The sequence below is a fragment of the Gracilibacillus pellucidus genome (assembly GCF_033949965.1).
GTDB classification, from domain to species: domain Bacteria; phylum Bacillota; class Bacilli; order Bacillales; family Amphibacillaceae; genus Gracilibacillus; species Gracilibacillus pellucidus.
On sequence record NZ_JAWZSR010000002.1, the window covers coordinates 390,943 to 412,635 of the forward strand.

The following is a 21,693-nucleotide window of genomic DNA, read 5'->3' on the forward strand; positions in this document are numbered from 1 at the left end:
CGAAAAAGGGAGAAGAAAATTATTCTTCCCCCTCATTAATAACGACCAATTCAGTAATTGCTCCTCTTTTACTAGCTTTTGAATTAATAGCTCTTGATGCATAGATGTTATCATAAAGTTTAAAGCCTTCATATAACTCATCAAAGAAAGTATCCTCGGGATTTGTATTTTTGGGATTCGAGTTACTTAACATTAATGCTGCTCCCGTTCTTGACATTTCCCTAAACCATTTTGCTAACCGCTTCTGTTCATCGTCATTAAAGTCACCCTTCGAATAACTACTAAAGCTCGAGGTAACATTCAACGGTCTGTAAGGCGGATCTAAATAAACAAACGTATCTTTTGTAATGTATTTAGTAAGACTTTCAAAATCTCCACTTTTTAATGTTGCCTTTTTTAGCACTTTATGAATACTTAGCAGATTCTCTCTATCTAATATCTTAGGGTTTTTATATTTACCAAAAGGTACATTGAATGCTCCCTTCTTATTCTCTCTATAAAGGCCATTAAAACAAGTTTTATTAAGGAATAAAAAATAGCTACATATCAACACTTGTGTCCGAGATATATCACTATCTTCACTATTAAATTCAATAGCACCTTTTAACTCATTAAATTCAGCTCTAATTTGATAATAATAACGTTCCCTTTCTTCCGTATCTTTTTCAAAATACTGAGTTTGAAGGCTTTCAAGCTCATCTATCAGCTGATCTACATCATTTTTGATAACAGAATAGGTTGTCACGAGGATTTTATTAACATCATTTAAGACTATTTCTTCAAAATCATATTTACTAACTAAGTCGAAAAAGACTGCTCCTCCACCTACAAAAGGTTCTACATATCTTTTTATTTTTCCTTGTTTAAGTTTAGCCGGGTATAATTCATCGAAGGTCGATAATAATTGTCTCTTCCCTCCCGCCCATTTTACAAAAGGCTTAGCTTTAACTTCTATATCAGTCATTTTACTCCTCCTAAAAAATCACGAACATACTTTCTTATTCTATTATAACACTTGCTTCACTAATGGTGAACGCAGTAATTTCCTTTTATGATAAACGTTTTATTAATCCGGAAAAAAGGATGGTACATATGACCAATAATTACTATGGGATTTACAATATGGTAGGAAAGAACATTAAGAAAATACGTCTGAAAAATAGATTAACCCAAGAAGAATTTTGCGAGCAAATCGGTGTAAGTATTAGTTATTTAGCTAAAATAGAAGCCCCAAATTGCGAGAAAAAGTTTTCTCTAGAACTTCTGTTTATCGTTTCTCATACATTTAACGTTGATATAAAAGAATTATTCACCTTTGACAACTAAAAATCTCAACTAGACATGTCCTAGTTAACCAAGAAAGTCCTCTGTTTTATTCTCTTATCTCATTAAACAGTATTTTTCATCGAGTTATTTAACGATGTTGCATGCTTTATCGACATATGAAAAAGCAATTACAAACCATGGATTCATTGATCATAATTGCTTTAAGGAAGTTATTCAATTATACATTTCCTTATATACACTCACAATCAACTCCAGCTGAAAACTCTCTTTTCAAACGTATCTAACCTTTGATGCTCTAGTATACTTTTCCCTAAGTAAGATACTCCTATTCTATAGAACGAGACACACATTCCGTATACGTCCTTCTCGTTTCCTATAACAACCGATTTATCCTATTTTCCTTCACTATACATTGAAATGATTAAAAGCATTATATCACACTTATGAACCTAAGATACAATATATTAATAGTTACTCATGGTTGCTTATAGAAGGGAGTCTGATACAATATACCAAAAGTGAAGATATACCCCTTTTTTCTAATGTTAACCACTTTTTATATTGACTGTTTTTTGAAAGGAGAGGCGAGCTTTTGGAAAAATTATTTGTATCCACGTGCAATTGGCTAGGAATCGTCCTTTTACTTCTTTCTATATGTAGTGCTGTACTTGATATTTCAGCATTTGGGTCTAATTATATCGTTGTTTATGGACTTAGTGTATTAGGTTTCATCGCTGGGTTTATGGGATGGGTACTGCTACGATTTAATAATGTAGGAGCATTCACTAAAATCATAGGAAAGATTGGCTTTTATGGCAATTTAGCCATTGTTATTCTGTTCTTTCCTCTATTTTCACACCTTTGGGGGACGTTTATTTTCGGTCCATAACAGTTCGATCAAGTCGATCATAGGGGTGCAGAACGTGAGATTTTACAGGCATTGACACCGTGATAAATAATCATTTCTTATAAACAAAAGTAGCACCACTCTTAATTAATTCAGAGTAGTGCTACTAATTTACTTGCGATATAGCTTACCTTTAGAAATACTAATTATTATCCTACTTTTAGATCCTTCTGATAGTTGCTGGCTTTTTTATGTCTCATCAGTTGCCATACAAACCAAGCAAGGACAGCCACCCAAATAACCATTCCTAAGATGAGAGAGATACCATAATCCAGATTAAAGCCTTCTGGTGCATAGAAGAAATACGTACTTACTACTGCTGTCATGAACAATGCCGGAATACTACAAATCCAATGAAACTTGTTATTTTTCACGAGATACATCGTTGCCGTCCACAACATCACCGCCGCAACAATCTGATTCGTTCCCCCAACATAACGCCAGAGGAAGCTATAATCAATCGTCGTTAGATATAGTGTTGCCCCTGTCACAGGTATCGTAAGTAAAGCTAATTTCTTTTTCCCGTTAAAATCCTTCTTCGTCATCTGAGTCAATACTTCTGCAAGCATCATTCTGGAAGAACGCAATGCCGTATCTCCCGTTGTAATCGGAAGAATAACAATACCTAAAATGGCGATAAATCCACCAAACGCACCTAAAGTCGTTATACTCACTTCATTAACGACCCCAGCTGGACCACCTGCATCAAGTGCTGTTTGTAATGCACCCGTACTACCGAAAAAGGTCATCCCTGCTGCAGCCCAGACCATCGCAATGACACCTTCACCAATCATGGCACCATAAAATACTTTTCTACCTTCACTTTCTTTTCTTAACGTTCGAGCTAAAATCGGACTTTGTGTACTATGAAACCCAGAGATAGCCCCACAAGATATCGTGACCATTAACAATGGCCAAATAGGCAAGTCCCCAGGATGTAAATTACTTAATGTTAAATCAGGAATTGGATGATCGAAAAAGAAGAACATTCCAATACCTATTGATACAGCCATGAAGATTAAAATAGCTCCAAATATCGGATAGACTCTTCCGATAATTTTATTAATTGGGAGAACCGCTGCTAGTATCAGATAAGCAAAAATAATCACCAACCATGTCGTTGTATTAAGTGGTGTTATTTGTGTAAGTAACTGGGCAGGTGCTGCTGTAAATGCTGCTGCCACTAAAACCATTAATATGATGGAAACAATCGTTGTAATGAATTTCATTTTCCCGCCCAAATATTTACCAACAAGTGTCGGAAATTGAGCGCCATTATGTCTAAGTGATATCATTCCGGAAAAGTAATCATGTACCGCTCCGGCAAAAATACAACCAATAACAATCCATATAAATGCGACCGGACCATATAATGCGCCCATTATTGCACCAAATATCGGACCGGTTCCAGCGATATTTAATAGTTGAATTAAACTCGCCTTCCACCAACTCATTGGCATATAATCAAGACCATCATTGTTCGTATAAGCAGGCGTTGAATCCCGGTCATTAATGCCAAAAATTCGTTCAACCACCTTTCCGTAAACAATGTAGCCGACAATTAACAATACAATAGATGCTATAAACGTAACCACCGCTGAAACCTCCTTTTTTTGAAAAGTACATACTATGATAATATAAATTGGAAGGAAAAAGCAATAGTATTTTTTAAATTTTCTGATATTTATTGCTATTTTTTAATAGGCTAGGTAACTCCACTTTTTTTCACTACGATATAAGTTCTACAATATTATCATCCAGGTCTATAACACGAAATGAGGAGAAACAATCGCCATATTTATATGACTATTTTCCATTTAAGTTTCTTGCTAGAACGATGAAAGGCTGTTTGAAAAGATTGATTACTTCCCCTTAACATGAATGTTATTTCTTTTAAGGTAACTAGCATAGCCTGTTTCAAAAACTTTACTTTGCTTGGCAGTCGATACGCTACAGAAGTCACGTAAGTACCGCCCCCGAAACACAAAAAACCCATTTAAAATTAAACAGTTGGCAAGTTCCTCAATATCTAATGAGTAATCTAGAATTTTACGTTCATCCCTTTGCCATAACCAGGATGGATTGATGAATGATAGACAAAATTAACTCATAAGTGCCCAGATATGATATGTTATTTTTGGACGGTTTTAACCTTTGCCGTTTGGATTATAATAAAGGTACGCCTTTACAGGATCTCATGAAAAGAGGAAAGGATATAGAATATATGTTTAACATCATAGGTTATCGCACACTAAAAACTGCTATAGGTGCGGCACTTGCCATATTCATAGCAGAGCAGCTACAGCTTGATTTTTATGTGTCAGCAGGTATTACTGCGATACTTTGTATATCGGTGACAAGAAAAGACTCTCTAATGGCTTCATGGCAGAGAATCGTTGCGTGTGTCATTGGATTAGCTTTAGCGGCAGTCATGTTTGAACTTTTCGGATATCACGCTATCGTGCTCTGTGTTTTATTACTTTTATTCATTCCGATAGTTGTGTATTTTAATGCAAAAAAAGGCATTGTGACAAGCACTGTGTTCATGCTCCATCTTTATACACTTGAACAAGTTACACTCGGTATTCTGCTCAATGAAATCTTACTATTATTAATTGGGGTCGGAGCGGCATTGCTAATGAATACCTATATGCCAAGTAATGAAAAACAAATGCGGAACACTCAAGGAGAGCTCGAGCAATGTTTTCAAAAAATCTGGTATGAATATGCGCGTTATTTACGGGGAAATATCACAAATTGGAGCGGGGAGGAACTCATAACTGCTTCCAAGAAAATTGATGATGGGCTTGCAAATGCGTTAAAAGCAAGCGATAACCAATTATTTCGTCATGATGATTACTTTTATCATTATTTTAAAATGAGGGAAAAACAGCTTGAAATTTTGAAACGCATGCTACCGTTGATATCAACGCTTGATCACACAGTCGTACAAAGCCAAAAAATAGCTGAATTTATGGAGGAGTTGAGTAAGGCCATTCACCCTGGTAATACCGCCATCTTTTATTTAAAACAGTTGCACGAATTAACAGAAGCACTTCGCGAAATGGAGCTTCCACGTTCCCGAAAAGAGTTTGAAGTACGATCTGCATTATTTCATTTATTGTATGAAATGGAAATCTATTTAACCATTAAGAAAAAATTCAAACCAGATCCAAAACGGCACCAACGATAAGAGATTTGAGTCTTCATCACATAAGCGTTAGTAGTGGTTGATATCATTATGAGTATCTTAAAAAAAACTGTAGGTTGGAGGTGCGATCCTCCGACCTGGTGATTTAGATTTAAGACTCAGACAAGGTACGGTGATTACTGGATTTGTACTTTGAAATAATACTGTCTCATTAATATTGAATGAATCTCCAGAACGTCTTGCCCTGACTATTACTACTATAATAATATATATCTTTATTCTTTAATTTCTTTAATATATCTTTGGAAAAGCTGAATCCCTTGTCCTGACTGCTCTCTCGCTAGTTATCGGTAAGTATTTTACTAACTTGAAGGTTCGTGTTTTACTTACCATTATGCTCTTCTTAGTCAGTAATTTACTTACCTTGAGATGTGGTGGAGTATGTTGTTTGATTTTTCTCGAGTCTGAATTCGTAACGTTTCTCTGATTTTTTCGTTGGATATTTGTATGGATAAGTTGGTCTAAACGTTCATTGTCCTATTTTCTGTTCAGAATGATTTACCATTGATGATTGTTTCCTGACCCCAGTCAAGCACCCTATAGTCTGCTAAAACATTTTTTTTCGTTTTTAGCATAATGAAAATATACCACATGAAAAAAGCAACCAACAGACTAAATATCCATAATAGTATGGAACGGGGCCTTTGAACTTCCCTATATATAATTCTATTATTTCGCTGTTTGATTTTACCCCTCCTTCAATATCACAATGTCGCATGAAAATAACATGAGTTAAATTAGCAACCTACTATTTGTACTGTTTTTGTAATCAAGACTGTTGTTATCCCGAAGAATAAATTGGTGGACATTATTCTTCATATAGAAGCAATTTGTTAAAATCCCTGTAATCGGGTATAATAAAAATAGAAAGTCATATAATATTAAAAACCGCAGACGCTGCAACGTCTACGGTTACAATAAACCGAACCCCGATAAGAGGGGCTAGGCAGACCAAAGAAATAATCCCTTAGCGCCCGTCAAAGCACATGAGGGGTTATTTTTTGTTGTTTTTGTCGGACATGATAAACGCTATTAGCATGCCAAATGATAGCATAAGCGTTAATACGTTTTCTATATCCATGAGCAACACCTCCCTCCCGTGAAATCTCCCATCGAGACTAACGGCAGGACAACTGGTGCTACCTAAACCCCTCATATGAAGCCGATCTATTGATATATCTATTATAACATTTTTACTTGTTTGATAGAGAATTTCGACAACCTTTTTTATATTGGTTCCAACCAGATTTACTTGTTTCTTTTTTAATTGATGAAAGGTGGGAAAAGCTATATCTACAGAATATTGTTCTCTTCAAAACCCACGAACACACTTCTAGTTATTCTGATTAACCTTCATTGATTCATTTCTTCAGGTTATTATTTTTAAATCGTGTACCAAGATGAGGACGAACACGATATCCAAATGCAATTATCATTTCGAGGTGACAGTGTTTTGTTTTATTTTTCCCCATCCTTTGCAGTTATAAAGAAAAACTTGACAACGGAATCCTGTTCCATTTCCTCCTCTATTTTACTTAGTTGATTGATTTAACTCTGTTATTACTTTTGGGATCATCCGAACTGGCTAGAGAATGAATATTGAGCATAATAATATACAAAATCAAGCTGACCTATTATCATATCGAAAATAAGGAGGAATAAAGAATGAACCACAATAATCAAGATATGTTTTCTCCATTAACATTAAAAAATGGAGTTGAATTAAAAAATCGCTTGGTCATGGCTCCAATGACGCACACTTCTTCCAATCCTGACGGTACAGTAAGTGATGAAGAAGTACGTTATTATGCTCACCGTTCCAAAGGGGTAAGCATGGTCATTACTGCGACTACTTATGTTACCCCAAACGGCATGGGATTCCCTAACCAATTTGCAGCAGATCGAGACGACATGGTGCCAAGTTTAAGAAAACTGGCAAAAGGAATTCAAGACGAGGGCGCCAAGGCTATTTTACAAATTTTTCACGGTGGAAAATTATGTCCACCTGCTCTAGTTCCAGATGGAGACGTTGTGAGTGCGAGTGATATTCCATCAGATAGAGAAGGTGCCGCAATCCCGCGTCCTCTAGAAGAGGCTGAGATAGAAGAAATCATTGAAGCTTTTGGTGAAACAACAAGAAGAGCCATTGAAGCAGGTTTTGATGGCGTTGAAATTCACGGTGCTAATGGCTACTTAATTCAGCAGTTCTTTTCACCTTATTCCAATCGCCGAGAAGACCGATTTGGAGGAAGCTTGGAAAAACGCATGACTTTCCCACTTAAGGTTATTGATAAGGTGCAAAGCGTTGTAGCTGAACATGGTAACGAAGATTTCATCGTTGGTTATCGTTTTTCACCAGAAGAACCAGAAACACCTGGAATTACAATGAAAGAAACACTCCATCTAGTTGACGTGTTAGCTGATAAAAACTTAGACTACCTACATGTCTCCTTAATTAACTTTTTCTCCAATCCTAGAAGAGGTGTAGATGATTTAACTAAAACACGAATTCATCATTTATTGGAGACGATTAATAATCGCGTGCCATTGATTGGTGTTGGTTCCATCTATACTGCAGAAGATGCTCGAAAAGCATTTGAGACAGGTATTCCACTTCTCGCCTTAGGGAGAGAGCTGATCATTGATCCTGATTGGGTTCAAAAGGTTGCTGAAGGCAGAGATGACGAAATCATTACAGAGATTGATAAAGCGAAACAAGAAGAGTTGGTGATACCAAATCAATTGTGGAAAAACATCGTGAATACACCTGGATGGTTTCCTGGAGTATAAGTCATTAAAGTCAGATCTATGGTCTGGCTTTTTTGATTGTCTTAGCGATTTAAAATTGGTACTTTCCCATCAGAGGACCTATTTCGCAAGTGAAAAGTGATCCACTTCCTCGGTATTTATTGTTGATCGACCTACTTACTTTCTCATCAACTCCGAACCGTCACCGTGTTTCGACATTTATCGATAGCTAACCATTACATTATCTATAAAAAGTGTTGCTAACTCTTTATCTATACTGTTTAATCGTTGTTCTAAAATAGACGCCATCTCAGATGACATCAACGTTGGCCGATGGATAACAGCCTCTCTTTCTCTATTACTATCCTCTAAATTATCCAGCAACATAACCACAGCATGGATATCTTGTTCATTTAAGTTCATATTTCCAAAGTTTATCTCTTTACCTTCACGACTAACAAAATATAAATCTAATTTAAAACTTTTATTAGCACCACCTTTTTTAATGTACGTTGCGACTCTTGGATTTATATCAAATCTTGTTACTTCATCTAACGAAATTGTAGTTGATGAGAATAATCCTTTACTGTGAATTGCCTCCTCATCGACATATTGATAATGATTAAGCAATGCACTATTGCATCCAATAAAAAGCAATAATACCCATATTGTTGAATGCCATCTTTTAAACCCAGATTTTGTTGAATATAAGTAAGAATAACAAAACACTAGGGTGCTTATGAAAGGAAAGAAGATAAACAACATGTCGGCATATTGATTATGAAATTCACGCACATATAATGCATCATTAGGTATAAACCAATCCATCTTCTTATCTGTTAAAAAACCAGATATATGAATTAATGAAACGAAAAACATTACACATACATAACCCTTAAACCACCTATTTTCAAACCATCGTTCTCCTTTTTCCTTCAAAATTAATACACCCGCAATACAAAAAAGAACCGAGCCTAAAATTCCGATCCAATGATCAATCATTTTTAGCAGAATAAGATAACCTATCACTAAACTAAGTCCCCCAAAGAACTTCAAGTATATCCCCCCATGTGTCTCACTTATTTGAAAAATTGATTAAAGAAACTAGTGGATAAATCCCACTGTTGATAAAATCTCTTCAGTCTTTAAAGATCAAAAAACTCATTTATTTATGATGCGTTTCCTTTTGTTTTATTAGGGTTGAAAATCTCTCCTCTTCCTAATACTACATTTCGTTGGGTGCTTCAGCTCCGAAAAGGCGTAATCCTTCTTTAAGAACAATTTGAACTGAATGTACAAGTGACAATCTTGCCTGTTTTTGCACCTGATCATCTAATATACGAATAGATCCATAGTATTTATTAAAAGCTTTTACAAGTTCAAGTCAATATTTCGCAATTTGGGAAGAATCGCTTCCTTCATAAGCACGCTTAATCGCATCATTTAATACGTCTTCTAATAATACAAACTTCCCTTTACGCGCAGATGTTTTTCCACATTTTAACATCGAGCCATTTGTACCCCATTTTTTCTAAAACCAGAAAGAGTTGTTTAAAACGAAGCATTTATTCGTTGGCTATGACATATAACGACTTAACAAATTTGTAAGTATCTTGGCAGTAAATCATCGTTTATTTCTACTACTCTAGCTCCATCAGATTCTCTTAACAAATTCTCTTCTTCCACTCCACAGGATTATTTGTAATTTCAATTAATGTCATTAACACTAACGTTTCGATACTTGTTTTTACGGATAATAATTAACCATAAGGAACCCTTTGATGCATTAATCGATTGACGAATTTAGACAACATTAACTCCCTGCATAGCCAGGTTGCGTCCATACATATCCAGTGTAGAAGTTACCATAATAATACCGCTCCTCGCTTTACATTGTGAAATCGGCAATTATATATCGTTCATTTTCACCTGTATTAACTACTAATTGGTTTCACTCTTACTAACTAGCCCGTCGCATTTCGTCCAGATGATACACCAACCGACGCAAACTTCCCTTCCCCCATAAATAAAAGAGGTAACTTGGCACCAAAAATAATGGAAGCGAAAGTAGAAATAAAACAACGGTTCCGGTATACTCGTCTCTCACGTTCCATGAGAACAGTAATGATTGAAGCAAAAAGCAAATGCCGATTCGCCATAAATACGCAACCAAACTTAAAAAGTAACTTCTCTTGTCAGGATATAAAGCGACATAGACAGAAAAGGTCACACCGTATAGTATAAGGGCTGCTAATCCTAGGAAATTCTCGATTTTCAGAGCAAGCAGAATAACGGCAAGCACGTACATGACGATAACATTCAGCGGAAAAATGACAAAACGCATAGAAAATGACCTTTTACTTGATATTTCCGTATCTAATCTATTTCTCTTTATCCTAGCTTGATGACGGACGGCTATAAAAATATAATAAATAATGCCAAACGGAGCAATAACAAGACTAAAAAAGTATAGAAATAGATGAATAAAAAATAGAAGTCTGTAAAAAAATATAGAAAGAGACGATTCATCCTTGTCCATCTTATACCTTAGTCGAAATCCCAAGAGAACATCCCATATTACTTTTGCGAAAGGATACAAGATAAACGAACCGACAAGCAGAGAATGATTTTCATCCTTATCTGACCAATAAAATAGGAGAAACGCAGCGCTCGTCAGAAGAAAACTGATGCCATAAGATTGTAACAGGTATTTACCGTTCACTTGGCTGCGAGCTTTTCGTCTTTTTTTATCTAACTTCATTTGTCCCTGTATTCCACTTTGTCTGTTAAGAACTTTTTCCGTTTTATCCGCTTCATTGACAGAATCATAAAGTTCATTGAGATGCTCATCGGTTTCAAAAGCACGTCTGTCCAATTCACGTGCCAACCTGCTCCGTTCCTTGCGTTTAACCTGCCCCCAGCTAATTCCGAACGGTCTATAGTTCATCACATCATTCATTTTATTAAACCATGCTGCGGATTTAGACATCTGGTCACGATATTTTTCTTCATCACGCAACTTAATTTCTATGACTTTACTAAAGTTAACACTTCGTATATCATACCCTTCGATATCTTCCCATCTTAGTGGAACAGCGTTCTTGGATGGGGCGCTGATTGTTAATGTTTCTTCGGTTAAAATGAGATAAGGTTTCGATCCAAATATCCTTTTAAGCGATATAAATATCAAAAAACCAAAACATATTGCTAGTAACGCTCCTACCCCACTCATTAAATAATTCTGTTCGTTAAAAGCAAAGCCACCTACCACAACACCAAATGCCATATAGACCGAGCACATTATTAATAGCAAAATGTTTTTAACTCTTGGTCGATAAAAGTATAATGCTTGTTTTCTTTCCATATTACCCTCCCCAGTCGACTCTTATCATTAAGTATCCCCAGCTCTCCACTGTAACAGGATAATATTTCACCTTCCTCCTGTTTGGGAATAATAAAAGGCAACTCCCATATTTACATTTATGAAAATCTGTCTTTTCCAGATATCTGTATTAATCCTCAGCACGCTTGAGCTTGTAGAATTCGCTGTCTTCATCTTCGTTTTCAATTTGCTCAAGATGATATTGCTCCATTATTTTATCCCGGTAGTCGAGAACATCCTGATACTTCTCGTTCAACTCTTCCGTATACTGCTCAATATCTTGTTCCGAGACATCACCACCCTCATAATACGTGATAATGTCCCACAATCTATCTACCACGTACTCTTCTGCTTCAACCTGTAGATCATTCAGTTTCTTTATCTTCCTATTCTTCGAATCCACAGCTTGGAGACGATCTAGCATCTCATTGAAAATCGGTAAAATTTCGTCTTTAGTAAGATCAATGACTTCGTCGTTCTTATTTTCTTCTGCTAATCTATTCATTTTAAAGGGAAGACCACGCTGTTCCTTTTCCTTCATGTCATTAATGGGAACCCAAATAATGGACGAACTCATTAGCCACTTCGTCCTTATTGCCACAAGAGACAAGCAAGAACAAGGTAAAAAAACAAATGTTAGACTGATAATTTTCTTCATAGATTTCTCCTTTGTATACACTCAAAATAGCTATCAGCATATTTTTTAGCGTGCGGACAACTTGTTATCCTACATGTCTAATTATGAATCAGTGTTTCTACAGTTGTTCAGCACCATTAATTTGCTCATTCCTTCTTTTAAATATATTATGGTTCCTATTGATAACGTAACGCTTCACATCTCCTGGTTTTATTTCATCTTTGCACTAAAAAATTCACAAACCGCGCTTTCTCTCTAGTCATCGCTGTCTCAATCTGATTCATGATCACTTTTACATCTGTTTCATCACCTTTATTGGTGAATAAAGCTAAATCTCCTTCCACTTCTTTCACTTTCTTAATTATCATGGTTTTGCCCTCATATATATCCGAAAAGGATGGAGACGTTACAGAAGAAATATCGGAAACTTCTTGAATGGTATCATGAATGATCTCGTCCTGTTTCTTAAAGTCCTCAAATACTTCGTTAATGTCTTCTTTCACATCTTGCAAATAAGTACTCTTTATGATGGCAGACTCACTTGAATCTACCTCGGCTCCAAATATCTTGATATGCTGCTGCGGATTTTCTTCAATCTCATCAGTAGGTGACTACCTATATGACAAACACTTTCCTTACTTATTCCGCGGTAAAGTGATCATATAAAAGTTCGAGATAGATGTCATATCATGATATTTTTCTTTTAACCTATGAAAATAAAAAAAGTTATGGAGGCAAGCCTGTTGATCATCTAAATTATACCAAAAAATAACAAAAAGAAAAGAGAGACCCTCGTGTACAATGTAAGTGCCTAAACCAACATTGATGAAACGAGGAATCTCTCATATATAAGAATACTACGCCCTATCCCACTTCTCGCCTTAGGAAGAGAGCTTATCATTGATCCTGATTGGATTCGAAAGGTAGATGAAGGTAGAGATGATGAAATCATTACAGAGATTGATAAAGCGAAACAAGAAGAGTTGGTCATACCAGATCTATTGTGGAAAAAATACACCCGGATGGTTTCCAGGGATATAAATTGTTAAAGGCAGATCTGTGGTCTGGAACATAAATCCTTATTGATGTGAATTTATACTTTTTTATAAAAACGGGCCTCTTTGAACTTTTCTGATGCTCAAAGAGATTCGTTGTGCTTTTATTTGGATTGTTGTCATAGCTCCTTGGTTAATTCTATTTTCGCTATCTGTGATGCGGTTCACCGTGATGATTTAAGAGGCAAAAAACAGCATTGGGACATAAATCTCAATGCTACTTTTGGGCAAACATATCCGCTTTATTATATATTATTATTTATACGATAATTCCTCGTGTATCACTTTATCGTTAACTGAGATTGTCTGTCTAGAAACTTTTGTAATGTAATCTTCGTGAATCTTCTTTGCTGTATCTATATTTAAGTTTTTCATTAACTTCGGCGAGCAACAAGATTTTAACAATTCGACATCAGGTTCACCAATTCCTTTCCATATTATAAAAGGTTGTTTGTGACCTTTTCGTAATATTTGGTGGTCGCCACGAGTATCAACAACCCCTAAAAATGGACCAAACTTATCTTTACTAACGTATAATAATTGACTATATTTTGATTCAATAACTTTTTCTCCACTACTTTTAAAAATATTTGCAACAGCTTGCATATGTCTCTCAGCAGTTTCTTTCTGATAATTTCCAAGTAGTTGAGGAATTACTGTTATAATCCCTCCACTTCCAGCTCCTCCGATCAACATGTCATCGTACTTGAATATTTTTCTATCAGTTCTGCTAGTTCCGTTCTCATTTGATACATGAGTATCCCCGGAAATCACGGAAAATTCATCAGTTAAAGTACAACATACTAATGTCATAATTATTCTTTCCCTCCGTCGGCAATCTTAACTTTATTTTTAAATATATTATAAAAATAGATGTCTCTTTTCCATTTACTCTAATCAAATTTGCCACTAACTAAAGAACAGCTACATTTTTATAATCACATCAGTTAGTTATTATTCTAGTAAAGTGTTTGTTTAAACTGTTCCAGGCTAGGTGCCTTTATACCTAAATCTTTATACATGCTTTTAATCATTTCATAAAGCAATTGATCTTTTCTCTCATTAGATACATGTTGAGAAGAAACCATAGCATTTTTCCACTCATGGTATTTCTCAATCACTTCCAAGTTGTCATAAAAAATTACATCAATCCGATTTAAAGCAGAGAAAAAAGGTGCCTTATACATTTCTATTCTTTCATCAGATACTGGTAATAAAGCAGCCCTATTTCCTATTAAACCTTCTAACACTTCAAGTTTTATTTCCTTTCTTCTCTCTTCTTTCCTTTTTCTATCAGTTAAAAAAACCTGCAAACCACCACCACTTAAAGTAAAAAGACCACCTATAACTACTCCAACAATGGTATTCCAATCCATAGAACCGTCCCCCTTTAATATATTTCAAAGCCACAATAGGAATTAAGAGTATATTGCCATTGGTATAACTAACATCGAAGGATTCAAAACTTTTGTTCGAATTTCTGGAAAATCTAGTTGTTCATCAACATTTTTATTCATTGATAGAAATAAGTTTTCAAGAGTCTGTTGCTTAAACAATTTGAATCCCGTATTCCTAAACAAATTTATATTATCTTCTGGACTTCTTACAACTTTGACTACCTTTCCTATTACCGTATAGTTACCATCAATGATTTCATTCATGTTATTTCGGACAAAATAATCCATATAAACAGGTATAACAGCCTTTAATTTTTCAGTTTCATTAATTGTACAAATTATATCTAAAATCCCATTATATACCAAATTATTTCTCATCGTCTTTATCTGTTTAAGAACTTCCTGATCATTATTCTTCTTTCCGCCATTTTTGTTTCCTTGAAAACTCATTGCCATTACACCAATTTGTTCTAATGAATCCAACATTGAAACTAATGGATTCTTTTCTAATCTACTTTTGAACCTTACGAAACTCCCTGTATCCAATTGTTGCAAGTTTTCTCCACATGATATGTCTCTAATTAATTCATTTTCATCCAAGTAAGTTACTAACTTTGAAAATAAAGATGTTGGCGTATGCACTCTTTCTTCATTGGCACTTTTCTCATCCTTATTATTCTTTTCTTTTCCAAAAGCAGCTTTAATCTTCGTTTTCACGCCATAAAGGCCAAATCCAGTTTCCCCATCCGCACTCCCTGTTGTTGTGATACTTTTTGAAGTTGATATGTTTAGATTAGTTACCTGTGCAAATCCATCTTCTATTACAGCTAATAAGTCAAAAACTATCTTTTGATTAAGATAAGTAGTAATTGGTAAAACGTAATTTTTTTCTACTACATTCATTAGACTTCCTCCCGAAAATTTGTAATAAAAAATCCTCTTCAATCTATAATACTATATCTTCACAAAAAGAAAGGGGGATTTTGCCTATGGACAAAGACACATTCTTCACTAGGTTTCATGGACTACCACATATACACTAGAGGATGCTGTCAAAGGAACTAGAATTAATTGAAGAACAGCTGTCAGAATTGGAATCATTACAAGATCGCTATTTAGAAGCATTTGAAAAGAACACCCTTCCAACAACGATTCTACAAGAAAGATTATAAAAGGTTTGTAAAGAAAAAAGTGGAGTTAGAGCAAAGGAAAAATGAGATAACCATACAGCTAAACTCTACAGGTTCGAAGGTTATATAACCCGAACTGATTGAAATGTTGCTGGACCGATTTACCTTAACGTACAAGGAGGCTTCGAGGGAAAGTAAAAAACAGTTGCTTCAACATCTTATTAACAAAATAACGATTAAACAACTAAAAGAAAAATCACGAACAATAGATGAAATTGAACTTGACTTTGATTTTAGAGAGGTCAATATATCCAAGACCTTTACACTTATCCATATGCTGTATCATGGAGCGGATAATGAAAGTGAATATACACTTTCAATACCCACTTATAGCAATAAAACACCAGATTATTCACAACAATTTTTGCCTCTATTTATGGTAAGGCTCCCCCCTATTAATCCTAAACCCCCGATAAACCTGCTCCAACAACACCAATCGCATCAACTGATGTGGCAATGTCATCTTAGAAAACGAAAGCGCAAAGTTACTACGCTGCATCACTGCGTCACTCAATCCTAATGACCCACCAATCACAAAGGCAACCTTACTCTTACCATGTGTTGCAAGCTGGTCTAATTCACGCGCAAGCTGTTCTGAGCTTAGTTGTTTCCCTTTGATTTCTAATGTAATTACATGGGCATCTGCAGGGATTTTGGCTAAGATTCGTTCGCCTTCTTTGTTTTTTACTTCTTCCATTTGGGCGGCACTTAGGTTTTCTGGTGCTTTTTCGTCTGGTACTTCGACTAGATTGATATTGGCATAGGCACGAAGGCGTTTGGTGTATTCCTCAATGCCTAGTTTTAAATATTTTTCCTTTAATTTTCCGACACTAATAATCGTAATATTCATGGCTTGTCTCCTTATTCTTCACCTAGTTGGTTGAGCATTTTTGCTAGGATTCGTTTTAGTTGATCAGATTCTTCTTCGTTTAAGTTCGTTAATTCGAGAAATTGTAATGGGATATCCTCTGCTTGTTGTTCTGCCTGTTTACCTTTTTTCGTTAAGATAACTTCCACGACACGTTCGTCTTCTGTTGAACGGGTTCTTTTGACTAAATCATGCTCTTCCATTCGTTTTAACATGGGAGTTAATGTCCCTGAGTCTAAGTACAATTTCTTGCCTAAGTCTTTGACAGATATCCGGTCTTTCTCCCATAAGACGAGCAATACTAAATATTGTGGGTACGTAATATTTAACTCTGCTAATAACGGACGATAGCGCTTCGTCATTTCTCGTGTTGCAGCATATAGCGGAAAACATATCTGATTATCTAATTTTAACCGTTCTTTTGTCATCATCATTACTCCTACTCTATAAATTTCATTCATGATCAGCGTGAAAAGCCGTCCCACTGACCAACGTCTCTCTTTATTATAGCAAGTTCCGGTTATAAATTATAATAATTGACACAACACAATTAAATTGTGTACAATCTAATTGTAAACAATTAATAATAAGGAGTGTTTTAAAATGGGAGCAGCATTATATACAGCAACATCAACAGCAGCAGGTGGCCGTCAAGGGACAGTGAAATCATCTGATGGTACATTGGATTTAGCATTATCTATTCCTAAAGGTTTAGGCGGGAATGAAAAAGAAGGGACAACAAACCCTGAGCAACTATTCTCAGCAGGTTACGCAGCTTGCTTTGACAGTGCCCTACAAATGGTAGCAGGTCTTGCCAAGAAAAAAATCACTTCAACCATTACAGCAGACGTAAGTATTGAAAAACAAGAGCAATCATTCGGTCTTGCTGTGAAATTAACAGCCGAAATTGAAGGTGTTTCTCAAGCAGAAGCAGAAGAATTAGTTGAAAAAGCACATCAAACATGTCCATATTCTCGTGCAATTAGTGGGAATGTAGAAGTAGAAAGAATGGTTATTGCTAAATAATGACGTGCCCATTACCGTTTGTCTGAGAAGTGAAGTAGACTCTTCCATACGATTAATAGGCCACATTCGCTAAGTATATCTAGCTTGCCTTCTCCGTTCAGGACTTTAACGCTAGACACACAGTAAAAAGAGTCGCAGTAAGAACACTGCGACTCTCCTTTTAGGAAATAGCTTGATTATCCTTTCTCTCTTTGATTTCTTTCAACATTTTAGCATGGTACACATTATCAATTTTGTAAAATTTCAGGGCAATAACGGTGGCTATGTGACCTAAGATTGGTATTAAGGCGAATAAATATACAATCATTCTTAATGTCTCCGCTGACTGAGCTTGACCTGCGACATAGCCTGTTGCTGCTAACAAAGCACCACCTAACATTCCTCCAATAGCGGAACCTAACTTATTGATAAAGGTTAGACTGGAGGAAATAACACCAGCACCCCTGATTCCAGTCTTCCACTCACCATAATCGACACAATCAGGTAACATAGCCCATGCGATGGCACCAGTGAAGGGGCTAAGAACCGCAATAAGAACAGCTGCAGAAAAGTTTAAACCTACCATATCGTAAGAAGAGAATAAGATGATACCAAAAGGCAGAATTGAAGCTATGCTTCCATATACGAAAACCGTTTTCTTCCCGAATCTCTTAGATAAATATGGCAAAAGGAAAAAGGTTGGGACACTTAGTAAAATACCTACCATACCTACTATTGGAAATAGATCTTCTCTTCCCACGTTATACGTCCAATAATAGATGGCGACTGCACTTTGAGTAGAAGTAGCAATTAAGTTCGTACATAGCGATACCATAAGCATTAATAATGGTACGTTTGTTCCAACTAAGGCAAGCTGTTTCCCTAATGAAAATTTCGGTCTATTTCTGCTAGCTTCTTCGCTACAATCTACCACATCATGTCTCTTTGCGCTACTAGCACAAATATAGAAACTGATTACCACGACGATCGCGAATAGCACCGCAGTTATTAACCACCCTTGTTCTCCCCCTCCTGCTAGCGCAACTAAAGGTAACACAAGCACTCTTGCGAGAAAATTAGCAGGTGTTCCCATAAATTGCTTTGCCGTAGCTAACCATGTTCTTTGGTCTGGATCTTCACTAAGAACAGGTGTCAAGGAGTGGTACGGAATATTTACCACAGTTGAAATGACAGAGTAGGCAATATAAGTCACATAGATATATACTAATTTCATATCGGGACTTAGGTCTGGAACCCAGAATAATGCAACAACACTAAGACCTAATACTGGCCCACCAAACAATAGCCAAGGACGATATTGTCCAAGCTTGGTACGTGTTCTATCTGCGATCATTCCCATTAAAGGATCTGTTACCGCATCAATAAAGCGTGTAATAAAGAATAGTGTCCCTATTGCGGCAGGAGATATTTGTACGACATCGGTATAAAAAAACATCAAATATGAAAGAACTAAGAAGAAGGGAATATTAGAGCCCAATCCACCGAATGCATATCGAAAGATTTCCCCTTTAGTTGACCGTCTGTATTCTACTTTTTCCATATTAATCACCCTTTCCTTATTTCTTCTAACCTGTTGTAACATCATCAAAGATTTGCAAACGCGATAAAGAAAGCGCATTCATTAAAAGGAACAGTTTTTGCTATATGGTACTTACGCTGGTCGTCTTTTTATTACTTTAGCTAAAAACTGTTTCAAGCTTCCTAATGGGATGCTCCTAAATTAATGGATACATCCCTATTAAGATAAGCTACTTTTTCTTATATTTTTCTGTTCGATCGTCCGATATAAGCCCGCTCCAATTTAAGCCATATGCAAAGTCATAGCAATTCCCTTCTGAGTCTATGTGAACCTGCATATCATGAGGAACATCTTCTAGTTGCTCTTCAACTGTTTTCATATTTGCTGGCATTTGCATCGGCAATAAGCCAGAAGGTTCCTCTTCTCCTGATAAAATCTCCAAAAGCGCTTGGTCTTGAACACCAAAGTTAACAAGAAGCGCATCGATTTCCTTTTCAAATTCAGATACTATTGCTGGGTTTGATAAAAGCATCGATACGATAACGGGTTTTCCTTGCATAGCCTCCTTTGTTTCCAGAACCAAATCGAGATCCGCTCTATTCCTCGTTTCTACAGATTTCCCTTTATAGGATCGATTAGGAACCTCTCTATCATCATTACCAATACTTACTTCACGCGCATCCACTGCAGTATATGGACGATATTGAAGACTAATCGGCTCATAGCCATTACCACCGGCTTCACGGTCTTCCTTACTATATCCTCCACCTGAATCAGGGCCATGAATACATACTAGTGCAAAATCGGCTTCCTCTGGACAATCTGTTACATGGAAATATTTCTGCACCATCTCCAGATTAATAGAATAGTCCGTCTTATCTGGCGTTTTATTGCCAAACCAGTCTATTTGTTCTGGATAGTATCGCTTAGGAATATAAACTGTCCTTTTCTTGGCTAAAGGAAGAACATTATTTTTATTCTTTAGCATCACAATAGATTGTAATTGTGCTTCAAATCCTTGCTTCATAAAAGTAGGATTACCAACAATCTCGCTACTGTACTCCACGTCAAGATAAGGATTTTCAAAAAGTCCCGTGCGGAAAATATTTTTTAATAACTTTATCGCAGAGGACTCAAAGCGTTCGCGCATAAATGCTTCACCATGCTCCTTAACGCCCATTTCAAACGCCGCTATTACTGGCTCCACTTCATTATTTCCACCAAATTGATCAACACCAGCCATCAGTAGCTTATAATGACGTTCAACCACAGATAAATCTTCTACACCCCAAGGCTTTCCAGCAAATTGTTCCACTGTTTCTGGTTCATCCGCCGTAATCAACCAGTCTGTACAAACAACCCCATCATAATGATACTTGTTGCGTAACAAGTCATTAATTAAATAGGAATTATAAGAATTACCTACATTTTCACCATTTACATGGTCCTGATGGAGTGAAATAGTATAGTATGGCATCACAGCAGAGGCAGATTGTGTTTTGCCTTTCAACTGGAAAGCACCTTCAACAAAAGGCTTTAAATGATCGTTCATGTTATCTCCTGGGTAAACAGCATATTTTCCGTAACCCCAGTGTGCATCACGACCTGCTTCACCACTGCCACCCCCTGGCCAGTGCTTCACCATAGCATTTACACTTTCATATCCCCAACCATTACTGATTTCGGCTTCATCCTCTGATGTCTGAAAACCATCAATATAGGCTCTACCTAAATCGGTTGATAATTGTGGATCCTCGCCAAACGTCCCATTAAATCTATACCATCTTGGGTCTGTTGCAATATCTATTTGTGGCGATAAGGCGGTTGTAATTCCTAATCCTCGATATTCTTTCGCAGCAACTTCCCCAAACTTCTGCACTAAGTGGGGATTAAAGGTTGCGGCAAACCCTAGACTTTCTGGCCACATCGAAATCTTACCACCTGCCCCTTCATTAAACTCTTTACTGGAATCACTACCATGGCGAGGGTCAGAGCTATTATTAGCTGGAATCCCCAGCCCCTCGCCTTCTACCAATGCCTGTACTTCGTTATTCCACTTTGCGGCCGTTTCAGGATTTTCAACAGTAGTGATAAGGACATGGCGAAGGTTATCCTTTATTAAAAATTCCTTTTGTTGATCAGATAATGCCCATGGTTCTTCACCACTTTCATCAAAATCTTTTCCATTATAAGTACTTTGAAACATACCTCTAGTAGCTGCAGGTATAGATTGATGACGGCTGTACAGCATTAAACCGGCAATTTGTTCGATCGTCATTTTCGATGCTAAATCTTTTGCACGTTCTTCAGGTGACAAACGCCAATCCTTATAGGGCTCAACGATTCCACTTCTATTTAGGTCTTTGAAAAAATACCCATCTTCTTCTAAGATGCCGATACCAGATTTCGTGGAATACCCTAATGTTGGGCCATCCTGATTAGCTACATATTTAATCATTCATTTCA

At 36.4% G+C, this 21,693-nt stretch carries 21 protein-coding genes and 1 pseudogene; 7 read left to right on the forward strand and 15 right to left on the reverse strand.

Annotated features, from left to right (window positions below; all coding sequences use genetic code 11):
• Positions 1-19 precede the first annotated feature (19 nt).
• On the reverse strand, positions 20-964 hold the full coding sequence (locus tag SH601_RS05180; RefSeq protein ID WP_319957192.1) for a DNA adenine methylase: 945 nt from the start codon (positions 962-964) through the stop codon (positions 20-22).
• Positions 965-1,092: 128 nt separating this feature from the next.
• Between SH601_RS05180 and SH601_RS05185 the strand changes: the two genes are divergently transcribed.
• Positions 1,093-1,326, forward strand: coding sequence for a helix-turn-helix domain-containing protein (locus SH601_RS05185; protein WP_319957193.1), 234 nt, complete (start codon positions 1,093-1,095; stop codon positions 1,324-1,326).
• A 553-nt stretch (positions 1,327-1,879) separates the two neighbouring features.
• Positions 1,880-2,176: a hypothetical protein gene (locus SH601_RS05190; protein ID WP_319957194.1), complete on the forward strand. Its 297-nt coding sequence runs from the start codon at positions 1,880-1,882 to the stop codon at positions 2,174-2,176.
• A gap of 167 nt (positions 2,177-2,343) precedes the next feature.
• Here SH601_RS05190 and SH601_RS05195 read toward each other — a convergent pair whose 3' ends face one another.
• On the reverse strand, positions 2,344-3,789 hold the full coding sequence (locus tag SH601_RS05195) for a carbon starvation CstA family protein (protein ID WP_319957195.1): 1,446 nt from the start codon (positions 3,787-3,789) through the stop codon (positions 2,344-2,346).
• A 629-nt stretch (positions 3,790-4,418) separates the two neighbouring features.
• Between SH601_RS05195 and SH601_RS05200 the strand changes: the two genes are divergently transcribed.
• Both SH601_RS05200 and SH601_RS05205 read left to right on the forward strand, forming a co-directional pair.
• Positions 4,419-5,387 (forward strand): aromatic acid exporter family protein, encoded by a 969-nt coding sequence (locus tag SH601_RS05200; protein WP_319957196.1) that lies wholly within the window; start codon positions 4,419-4,421, stop codon positions 5,385-5,387.
• A 1,683-nt stretch (positions 5,388-7,070) separates the two neighbouring features.
• A complete protein-coding gene (locus tag SH601_RS05205; RefSeq protein WP_319957197.1) occupies positions 7,071-8,195 on the forward strand; it encodes an NADH-dependent flavin oxidoreductase in 1,125 nt (374 codons plus the stop codon).
• Positions 8,196-8,372: 177 nt separating this feature from the next.
• Here the strand turns inward: SH601_RS05205 and SH601_RS05210 are convergent, their stop codons facing one another.
• From SH601_RS05210 to SH601_RS05235, 6 genes are all read right to left on the reverse strand, one after another.
• Positions 8,373-9,209, reverse strand: a complete 837-nt coding sequence (locus tag SH601_RS05210) for a hypothetical protein (protein WP_319957198.1) — start codon at positions 9,207-9,209, stop codon at positions 8,373-8,375.
• A gap of 169 nt (positions 9,210-9,378) precedes the next feature.
• Complete coding sequence (locus SH601_RS05215) at positions 9,379-9,477, reverse strand: DALR anticodon-binding domain-containing protein (RefSeq protein ID WP_319957199.1); 99 nt, start codon at positions 9,475-9,477, stop codon at positions 9,379-9,381.
• 60 nt (positions 9,478-9,537) lie between these two features.
• Positions 9,538-9,660, reverse strand: a complete 123-nt coding sequence (locus SH601_RS05220) for a hypothetical protein (protein ID WP_319957200.1) — start codon at positions 9,658-9,660, stop codon at positions 9,538-9,540.
• Positions 9,661-10,113: 453 nt separating this feature from the next.
• Positions 10,114-11,517, reverse strand: a complete 1,404-nt coding sequence (locus SH601_RS05225; protein WP_319957201.1) for an STM3941 family protein — start codon at positions 11,515-11,517, stop codon at positions 10,114-10,116.
• Between the two features lie 148 nt (positions 11,518-11,665).
• Positions 11,666-12,193 (reverse strand): hypothetical protein, encoded by a 528-nt coding sequence (locus SH601_RS05230; RefSeq protein ID WP_319957202.1) that lies wholly within the window; start codon positions 12,191-12,193, stop codon positions 11,666-11,668.
• Positions 12,194-12,387: 194 nt separating this feature from the next.
• Positions 12,388-12,684 carry a hypothetical protein gene (locus SH601_RS05235; protein WP_483401884.1) on the reverse strand — a complete coding sequence of 99 codons (297 nt, stop codon included), beginning with the start codon at positions 12,682-12,684 and terminating at the stop codon, positions 12,388-12,390.
• Positions 12,685-13,038: 354 nt separating this feature from the next.
• Between SH601_RS05235 and SH601_RS05240 the strand changes: the two are divergent.
• Positions 13,039-13,213, forward strand: a pseudogene (locus SH601_RS05240) (NADH-dependent flavin oxidoreductase); the annotation flags it as partial.
• A 269-nt stretch (positions 13,214-13,482) separates the two neighbouring features.
• Here SH601_RS05240 and SH601_RS05245 read toward each other — a convergent pair.
• The 3 genes from SH601_RS05245 to SH601_RS05255 form a co-directional block, all read right to left on the reverse strand.
• The gene (locus SH601_RS05245) at positions 13,483-14,040 is read right to left on the reverse strand and encodes a hypothetical protein (RefSeq protein WP_319957203.1); all 558 of its coding nucleotides are present in this window, start codon (positions 14,038-14,040) and stop codon (positions 13,483-13,485) included.
• 146 nt (positions 14,041-14,186) lie between these two features.
• A complete protein-coding gene (locus tag SH601_RS05250) occupies positions 14,187-14,603 on the reverse strand; it encodes a DUF6680 family protein (protein ID WP_319957204.1) in 417 nt (138 codons plus the stop codon).
• A gap of 42 nt (positions 14,604-14,645) precedes the next feature.
• Positions 14,646-15,527, reverse strand: coding sequence for a DUF6414 family protein (locus tag SH601_RS05255; RefSeq protein WP_319957205.1), 882 nt, complete (start codon positions 15,525-15,527; stop codon positions 14,646-14,648).
• A 143-nt stretch (positions 15,528-15,670) separates the two neighbouring features.
• On the opposite strand from SH601_RS05255, the gene SH601_RS05260 reads away from it, so the two are divergent.
• Positions 15,671-15,796 carry a hypothetical protein gene (locus SH601_RS05260; protein WP_319957206.1) on the forward strand — a complete coding sequence of 42 codons (126 nt, stop codon included), beginning with the start codon at positions 15,671-15,673 and terminating at the stop codon, positions 15,794-15,796.
• Positions 15,797-16,184: 388 nt separating this feature from the next.
• On the opposite strand, the gene rlmH is transcribed toward SH601_RS05260, so the two are convergent.
• Together rlmH and SH601_RS05270 are read right to left on the reverse strand one after the other, a co-directional pair.
• Positions 16,185-16,664 carry a 23S rRNA (pseudouridine(1915)-N(3))-methyltransferase RlmH gene (gene rlmH / locus SH601_RS05265; protein WP_319957207.1) on the reverse strand — a complete coding sequence of 160 codons (480 nt, stop codon included), beginning with the start codon at positions 16,662-16,664 and terminating at the stop codon, positions 16,185-16,187.
• 11 nt (positions 16,665-16,675) lie between these two features.
• Positions 16,676-17,110 carry a MarR family winged helix-turn-helix transcriptional regulator gene (locus SH601_RS05270; protein ID WP_319957208.1) on the reverse strand — a complete coding sequence of 145 codons (435 nt, stop codon included), beginning with the start codon at positions 17,108-17,110 and terminating at the stop codon, positions 16,676-16,678.
• A 175-nt stretch (positions 17,111-17,285) separates the two neighbouring features.
• Between SH601_RS05270 and SH601_RS05275 the strand changes: the two genes are divergently transcribed.
• Positions 17,286-17,708, forward strand: a complete 423-nt coding sequence (locus tag SH601_RS05275) for an organic hydroperoxide resistance protein (protein ID WP_319957209.1) — start codon at positions 17,286-17,288, stop codon at positions 17,706-17,708.
• Between the two features lie 160 nt (positions 17,709-17,868).
• Here SH601_RS05275 and SH601_RS05280 read toward each other — a convergent pair whose 3' ends face one another.
• Complete coding sequence (locus tag SH601_RS05280; RefSeq protein ID WP_319957210.1) at positions 17,869-19,248, reverse strand: glycoside-pentoside-hexuronide (GPH):cation symporter; 1,380 nt, start codon at positions 19,246-19,248, stop codon at positions 17,869-17,871.
• Between the two features lie 208 nt (positions 19,249-19,456).
• Positions 19,457-21,685 carry a glycoside hydrolase family 3 protein gene (locus SH601_RS05285; protein WP_319957211.1) on the reverse strand — a complete coding sequence of 743 codons (2,229 nt, stop codon included), beginning with the start codon at positions 21,683-21,685 and terminating at the stop codon, positions 19,457-19,459.
• Positions 21,686-21,693 lie beyond the last annotated feature (8 nt).